Here is a 7,940-nt window from a genome sequence, read left to right on the forward strand (position 1 = left end):
ACGCCCATGCTGGGCGCACATAAAAAATGGATAAGGAAAATTTCCTTATCCATTTTTCTATTTATTAAAAGCCTAAGCCAAAATGTAATAACCTTAATGATGCTAATTCTTACTCAATATAAAGTACTTTTATTTTGCTTTTTAATGATACAAATTCTTTTGAAACTTTAACCAATATTAATTCTCCTGTTACTTGCTCGATTTCATTTATCCCAGTAACAACCGCAACTGCAATGGAACCAGAGCCACAAGAAGTTTCATAATAAAAGGTATTGACTTCATTTACCCAAATAATAGGATGGATTTTCACTGGTTTACTTTCTCTTTTTGTATACCAAACTACACCTACAGCACTTTTTCTTAAAAGGTCTAATTCACTAGTGATTTCCTTATGAATATTTTTATAATTACTGGGTAATTCCCCCTCAATAACAATATGAACGATTCCACCAAGGTCAACTAAAAATCCCTGTGTGCCATTAGAAAGTTTAACTTCTCTTGAAAGTATATTCATTCCATTAAATATACTTTCAACATCATATTCATTATCAGAATATTTATTTATATTTGAATGAACAATGCCATTAAATCCAGAGACAGTGAAATCAACTATTGATTCTTTTTTTAATATGGAAAAAATTGCTGCTGCAGCTCGTGACGCATTTCCACAAAACTCGCCTCCAGCCATTTCAAAATGTGAATCCCTTAGAATAAGAAAGCCGGACTGTTCAACTTCAAAATTCTCATGCTTATTTACTAGTTCATTACCATTACTTCTATACCATTCTCTAGTTTTCGAATTTTCAATAATTTGAATTGCTGTAGTATTTCCTCCTGCTGCACTTACTAAATACTTCATATTACCATTCCCCTTATATAATTTTTTACTGATCATGTTTATATAAACAAATTATTTAAAAATATACTTAATTAAATTAATCGTAAAATTTTTATAAGTTTTTAATTATGATAAATCAGATGTTTTTATAATGGGATAATTAGAAATTTACTGGATTGTTACAACTAATATCTATATAGAGAAACTACTTTAAAAACCATTTCTTTTTAAAACAAAAACAGGATTTGCTTGCGCAAATCCTGTTAATTTATAATATCTACCGCAAGACTTTCATTTATTTTCCTAAAAACATTCTATAATTTTAAAATAATTTTTTGTAGAAAATACCTTTTAAAAGAAAGCCATTCTATTTACAAGAGCTTCTCTCTATTATTTCATAAGGTAGAACGAAGTATTTTTTATCTATCTCTTCCTTATTTATTATTTTTATAAGTAATCTCATGCTCATTGATCCCATATCATAAAGTGGTTGTGATATAGTTGTTAAGGTTGGGTAATACATAGAAGCTAGATCCGTATCACTAAATCCCATAACATCTACGTCATTAGGTACAGATATATTCTTCTCTCTCAGCGCATTAATAACCCCTACTGCCACTTCATCACTTCCACAAAATACAGCATCTACTTCATTATTTTCAAGTATAGTGTTTATTCCTTTATATCCTTCTTGAGCATTTAAAGAAGAAAAATAAACTAGAGATTCATCAAATTCAAGTTTTTCCTCTACTGCACTTTTATAGCCTTTGAAAAGTTTTTCGTAATTTCCACCATACATTGATGGAAAGAATCCTATAAAAGCAACTTTTTTATTTCCCTTATCAATTAAATAGTTAGTTGCATCATATGCTGCTTTATAATTATCTATAGTTACACTTGGGTATTTACCCTTCTTATCACCTGTACCTACAGATACAATTGGTAGTTCAAGTTCATCAATAAGCTCCGCAACTTCATCTACAAGAGCATTACCTATATAAACAACTCCATCTACCATCTTCTCTTTTAACATTCTAAAGCTTTCTTTTTCTCTTTCTAAGTCTAGATCTGTATTGCAAAGCATTATGTTATAGTTATAGATATTTGCAACATCCTCTGCACCTCTAACCACTTCTGGAAAAAGAGAATTCGCAATATCGGGAATTATTATTCCTATTGTACTTGACCTATGTGTCTTTAAACTTCTTGCTAAAATATTTGGTCTATATCCTAGTTTGTCTATTGCATCTAATACTTTTCTTTTCGTATCTTCATTTACAACATTTATTCCATTTAAAACTCTAGAGACAGTTGCTATTGAAACTCCCGCCTCTTTAGCTACATCTTTTATTGAAGCCGCCACGTTAATCACTCCTATTATAAATTAAGCTTTATTATTTATAGTAAGTTATAGAAACATAATTTACAATAGTTTTTCCTAATAAAATGTATTCTATGTTAACTATTAGCTTAATCTTTCAATTTCTTTTTCTTTAAAATAGACTGCTGAAAATGTATAGGCTAAAACTGAAATTACTATTGTAGAAATAATTAATAGTTCTGACATCTTACCATCTCCTTATACCCAATCTTTAACTTAACTATAATATATTGGGCAATTTATTTGGTTACAAATGAATTACATTTAAACAAATATAAATTTAAACTTGTAATTTTTCTTCCCTATAATATAGACGCTTTTCAAAGATAAAAAGTTTCATCATTTATTGAATTCTAATCAAATTCTAATGGCAAACCCCTATATTTTCCATAATTGTAGTAAACTTCTTTTCTAGCCTCCTAATTTTGCATATGAGTAGCCACAATATTATTTTTTCAATATAAAAAAGAAAAGTGATTAATCACCTTTCTTAAAAACAATTATATATATGCTATTTTAAAAATTTATTTATTCTATTACCTGTAATAGCTTATATACTAATATAACCTCTATTATCAATATAATTATGTATGTAAATATTAATGGGAACAAATATCCTCGGCTCTTCTTTCTATGTTTTCCTCTTCCTTTTCCTTTTCGCTTTCCTTTTCTATTCTTTTTTGAAAAGAAGCTAAAATATATAAACATAAATAATGGTATGTTCGCTATTCCTAATATTGCTACAGATTTTATTGGGTCCTGCATATCCTGTCATCTCCTAAAAATTTAAATTCATCGTCTATCCATCAATTTTACATCACTCTTAATCTTTTAACAATTTTTTTAACTTACATTTATATTTACAGCACTTACACTCTTGTAATATATAAAGAACCTTATTAATCAAATTTAATCTGATTAATAAGGTTCTAAATGTATCAAATAAAATAACTTATTTTATTTTCTTAAGATAACTTTTCTACAGCAAGTTTTAAATTTTCTCCATTTATCTTAACTTCTTGATAATTAGAGTCTGCATTATAAACTATCTCAACAGCTAATGTATCCCTAGCGATTTGCTCTTCAAATTTTCTAATAACATTTTCAAGCATTTCATTTCCAGATACATATATGTTAATCTTATCTGCAACCTCAAAGCCACTTTCTTTTCTCATGTTTTGGATTTTGCTTAATATTTCTCTTACATGACCTTCTTCTCTAAGTTCCTCTGTAATATTAGTATCAAGCACAACTCCTATATCTCCTTCACCTGCAAAGGCATATCCTTCTAAACCTTGCATTGTTACAAGTAGATTTTCAGATGTTAACTCTATCTCTGTTCCATCTACATTGATATTAACAGTCTTACCGTTGTTTATAGCTTGTGCAAGCTCCATTTGATTCATTGAACCAATAGCTTTTCTTATGCCAGGTATTAATTTACCGTAAGCTTTTCCAAGTATAGGTAAGTTCGGTTTTATTTCAAAGTTAACATATTTTGAAATGTCAGCGCCAAGTTCAACTTCTTTTATATTAAGCTCATCTTTAACTATGTCCCCATAATATTCTGGAAGTGTTCCTATTGAAACAAGCATCTTAGATAATGGCTGTCTGTTTTTAATATTAGCACCATTTCTTGCACTTCTTCCAAGCTTAACTATTTTATATGCTTTATCCATTTCCATTTCTAATGACTTATCTACTAAGTCTTCTCTGTATTCAGGCCATTTACATAAGTGAACACTTTCTTCAGCATTCTTATCAAAAGCAACTACTAAGTTTTGATATAACTCTTCTGTAACAAATGGTATAAATGGAGACGCTACTTTAGCTAAAGTTGTTAATACTCTATATAAAGTCATATATGCTCCTATTTTATCCTCTGTTAAATCTTCAACCCAGTATCTTGCTCTATTTCTTCTTACATACCAATTAGAAAGTTCATCTACAAAATCTTCAAGTTCTTTAGCACCTTGAGTAATTCTATAGTTTTCTAAATGTTCATCTATAGTTTTAACTAATGTATTAAGTTTAGACATCATCCACTTATCCATTACGTTTTCTGATACAAAGTCTTCATACTTAGTTGGATCAAATTTATCTAAATCTGCATATAAAACATAGAAAGAATAAACATTCCATAATGTTCCTATGAATTTTCTTTGTGCCTCCATAACTGCTTCTTCATAGAATCTTGAAGGAAGCCATGGTGCACTAGCTGTATAGAAATACCATCTTAGTGCATCTGCACCTTGATTTTCTAATACAGTAAATGGACTCAATACATTTCCTTTATGTTTAGACATTTTTAATCCATCTTTGTCTAAAACGTGTCCAAGCACTATACAATTTTCAAAAGGATTTTTCTCAAAAACAGTTGTTGATATAGCAAGTAATGTATAGAACCATCCTCTTGTTTGGTCAACAGCTTCTGATATAAATTGTGCTGGGAAATTAGACTCAAATATTTCTTTATTTTCAAACGGATAGTGATATTGAGCAAATGGCATTGAACCTGAATCAAACCAACAGTCAATAACTTCTTCTACCCTCTTCATTTCTTTTTCACATTTTGGACACTTTAAATGTACATTATCTATATATGGCTTATGAAGCTCTATTCCTTCTGGTACATTTATTCCTTTTTCATGAAGTTCGCTAACACTTCCTATCATTTCTCTGTGACCACATTCACATTCCCAAATTGGAAGCGGAGTTCCCCAGTATCTATTTCTTGAAATACCCCAATCAATAACATTTTCTAAGAATTTTCCCATTCTTCCTGTTTTTACGTTATCTGGCATCCAATTAATTTTATTATTGTTCTCTAATAACTGATCTCTAACAGAAGACATTCTTACAAACCAGCTCTCTCTTGGATAGTAAAGAAGTGGTGTATCACATCTCCAGCAATGTGGATATGAGTGTAGGAATTTTTCTCCTTTATAAAGAATATTGTTTTCTTTTAAATAAGCAACAATTTTTTCATCTGCTTTTTTAACAAATATACCAGCCCATGGAGTTACTTTTGGAACAAATTTTCCTTCTGCATCAACTAAGTTTATCATTGGAAGATCATAACGCTTAGCTGTTTGGTTATCCTCATCTCCATATGCAGGTGCTGTATGAACTATACCTGTACCATCTGTTAATGTTACATAGTCTGCATGAACTATATAGAATGCTTTTTCCTCTGGAGTTTCAAATTTAAACATTTGCTCATATTCTTTTCCAAGTAAAGCTTCTCCTTTAAATTCTCCAATAACTTCATATTCTCCCTCAAGTTTATTTAAAAGTGCTCTTGAAAGTATTATATTTTCTTCATTATGAAGTACTTCTACATAATCATATTTTTTATTTACTGCTAATGCTACGTTACTTGGTAATGTCCAAGGAGTTGTTGTCCAAACTAGCACATATTTATTTTCATCTTTTAGTTTGAATTTAACATATACAGAACTATCTTTAACATCTTTATATCCTTGTGCAACCTCATGAGATGAAAGTGTAGTTCCACATCTTGGACAGTATGGCATTACTTTGTGGCCTTTATAAAGTAAATCTTTATCCCACATTTGTTTTAATGCCCACCAAACTGATTCAATGTAATCATTGTGGAAAGTTACATATGGATTATCCATATCTACCCAATAAGCCAATCTTTCAGACATTTGTCTCCACATTTCAACATATGTAAATACACTTTCCTTACATTGCTTAACAAACTCTTCTACACCATACTTTTCTATTTCTGGTTTACCTGAAATTCCAAGTTTCTTTTCTATTTCAAGCTCTACAGGAAGTCCATGAGTATCCCATCCTGCTTTTCTTAAAACCTTATAGCCCTTCATTACCTTATATCTTGGAATTATGTCTTTCATTACTCTTGTTATAACGTGTCCTATATGAGGCTTACCATTTGCTGTTGGAGGACCATCATAAAATGTAAAATATTCACCATCTTCGTTTGAATCAAAATTCTTTTGAATTACATCTTTTTCTTCCCAAAGTTTTAATACATCTAATTCAATATCCATAAAACTCTTTGAAGAATCAATTTTCTTATACATAGTAAATCTCCTTCCTAATATTTAATCTATATTTTATTGTAATCTATACTAACGATAATAAGATTAATCCTCATTACTATCATTAACACAATACATACTTACTATAATGAAATATATTTTAAAAAATAAAAAACTCCGTCCTAAATAGGACGAAGTGAACTTCGCTATACCACCTATGGTAATATGATAAACTCAAACACTAACATGTTCTATTCTTTAACGCAGAAATACGGACAAACTTACTAAAATTCAGCCTTCAGCTCCTAGGTGATTTTCCCTTAACCATCACTATGAGGTCCCACCAACTCCTCACTCTCTGTAAGTTACTTGTTAAAGTACTTTTCCTAATCTTAGCCTTTTAAGATTTTCAAAATTAATTTTATATCAATTATAGTACAGTAAATTTTTATTGTCAATTTATTTCTATCCTTTTTTCCTCTTAAATATTCAAGATATTCAAAAGAAAAAATTAACTCTATCTACTATTTTTATATATTACATTTATTAAAATGTATTTTAGGAGGGTTTTTTTTAAGTATATTATTTAAAATATTGCTAATAATTAAATGAAATATAGTTTAATTTTAAATAAAATCAATTTTAAATTACATCTTTGGTTAAATTTTGCAATTAATATAGAAAAACTTTTTACCTAAATATTTATAATAATTCCAATTATTTATACCCTATACTATAATTAAGATAAATTTAGCAAAGAAATATAAAATAAATGATTTATAAGGAGAGATGAAAATGAAATTAACTTGGCTTGGTCATGCTTCTTTTTTACTTGAGGACAGTGATGGTAGAAAACTTCTTACAGACCCTTTTGACGAAACTGTAGGATATACTGTTTTTAAAGGTAGAGTAGATGTAATTACCATAAGTCATAATCACTTTGATCATAATTATATTAAAATAATTGGCAATGAAGCTAAAATCATAGATAAAGTAGGCTTTTTTAATGAATGTGATATCCCTATTAGAGGAATACCATCTTTTCATGATGAGGTTAAAGGAGCAAAGCGTGGAGAAAATATAATTTTCGTAATCGAAATGGATGGATATAAGATTTGCCATCTAGGAGATTTAGGTCATTTATTAACAGCTGAAGACTTAGATATGATTGGTGATGTAGATATACTTCTTATTCCCGTAGGTGGAAATTATACCATAAGTGGTAGTGAAGCTGCTAATATCGCACACTCAATTCAAAGTAAGATAACTATACCTATGCATTATAAAACTCCTCGCCTAACTTTTCCACTAGATGGAGTTGAAACCTTCTTAACTCATATGAAAAGTGGGGAAAGAATTAATAGTAATTCCATAATAATTGAAGATATATTGGATGAAGATAAAAATAAAGTGTTAATACTTACAACATAAAATTATAACTATAATACAGTCATCACATTAAAAGTTAATCCTTATAGAACTATGCTTACTTGATAAAATATTTTTAAATTACAATTATAGAAACTTATCCACTATACTAATCATAACTTAAAATAATCCATAATGTCAGTTCACAATTATGAACTGACATTATGCATTCAATAGCACTAATTAAAATACTAAAAAATAGCATTTATTCTGATATATACAATAAAATTAACATGAGTATATCTATAAGGATACAATGTGAAAA

Annotated in this window: 5 protein-coding genes and 1 other annotated feature; of the genes, 1 reads left to right on the forward strand and 4 read right to left on the reverse strand. The window is 29.0% G+C overall.

Translation table 11 applies throughout. The features are described 5' to 3' along the window. Nucleotides 1-109 precede the first annotated feature (109 nt). The 4 genes from B2W91_RS12440 to ileS all read right to left on the reverse strand — a co-directional run bounded on the left by B2W91_RS12440 (nt 110) and on the right by ileS (nt 6,289). Nucleotides 110-859 carry a hypothetical protein gene (locus B2W91_RS12440; RefSeq protein ID WP_291581396.1) on the reverse strand — a complete coding sequence of 250 codons (750 nt, stop codon included), beginning with the start codon at nt 857-859 and terminating at the stop codon, nt 110-112. Nucleotides 860-1,205: 346 nt separating this feature from the next. Next, nucleotides 1,206-2,201 (reverse strand): LacI family DNA-binding transcriptional regulator, encoded by a 996-nt coding sequence (locus B2W91_RS12445; RefSeq protein ID WP_291581397.1) that lies wholly within the window; start codon nt 2,199-2,201, stop codon nt 1,206-1,208. Between the two features lie 546 nt (nt 2,202-2,747). Further along, a complete protein-coding gene (locus B2W91_RS12450) occupies nt 2,748-2,984 on the reverse strand; it encodes a hypothetical protein (RefSeq protein ID WP_291581398.1) in 237 nt (78 codons plus the stop codon). Nucleotides 2,985-3,184: 200 nt separating this feature from the next. After that, entirely contained in the window at nt 3,185-6,289 is a 3,105-nt protein-coding gene (gene ileS / locus B2W91_RS12455; protein ID WP_291581399.1) for an isoleucine--tRNA ligase, read from the reverse strand. Between the two features lie 142 nt (nt 6,290-6,431). Further along, nucleotides 6,432-6,650, reverse strand: a binding site (T-box leader). Between the two features lie 392 nt (nt 6,651-7,042). Here ileS and B2W91_RS12460 point away from each other — a divergent pair. Further along, a complete protein-coding gene (locus B2W91_RS12460) occupies nt 7,043-7,678 on the forward strand; it encodes an MBL fold metallo-hydrolase (RefSeq protein ID WP_291581400.1) in 636 nt (211 codons plus the stop codon). Nucleotides 7,679-7,940: the final 262 nt, after the last annotated feature.

The sequence above is a fragment of the Clostridium sp. UBA6640 genome, assembly GCF_002455975.1.
GTDB lineage: Bacteria > Bacillota > Clostridia > Clostridiales > Clostridiaceae > Clostridium_J.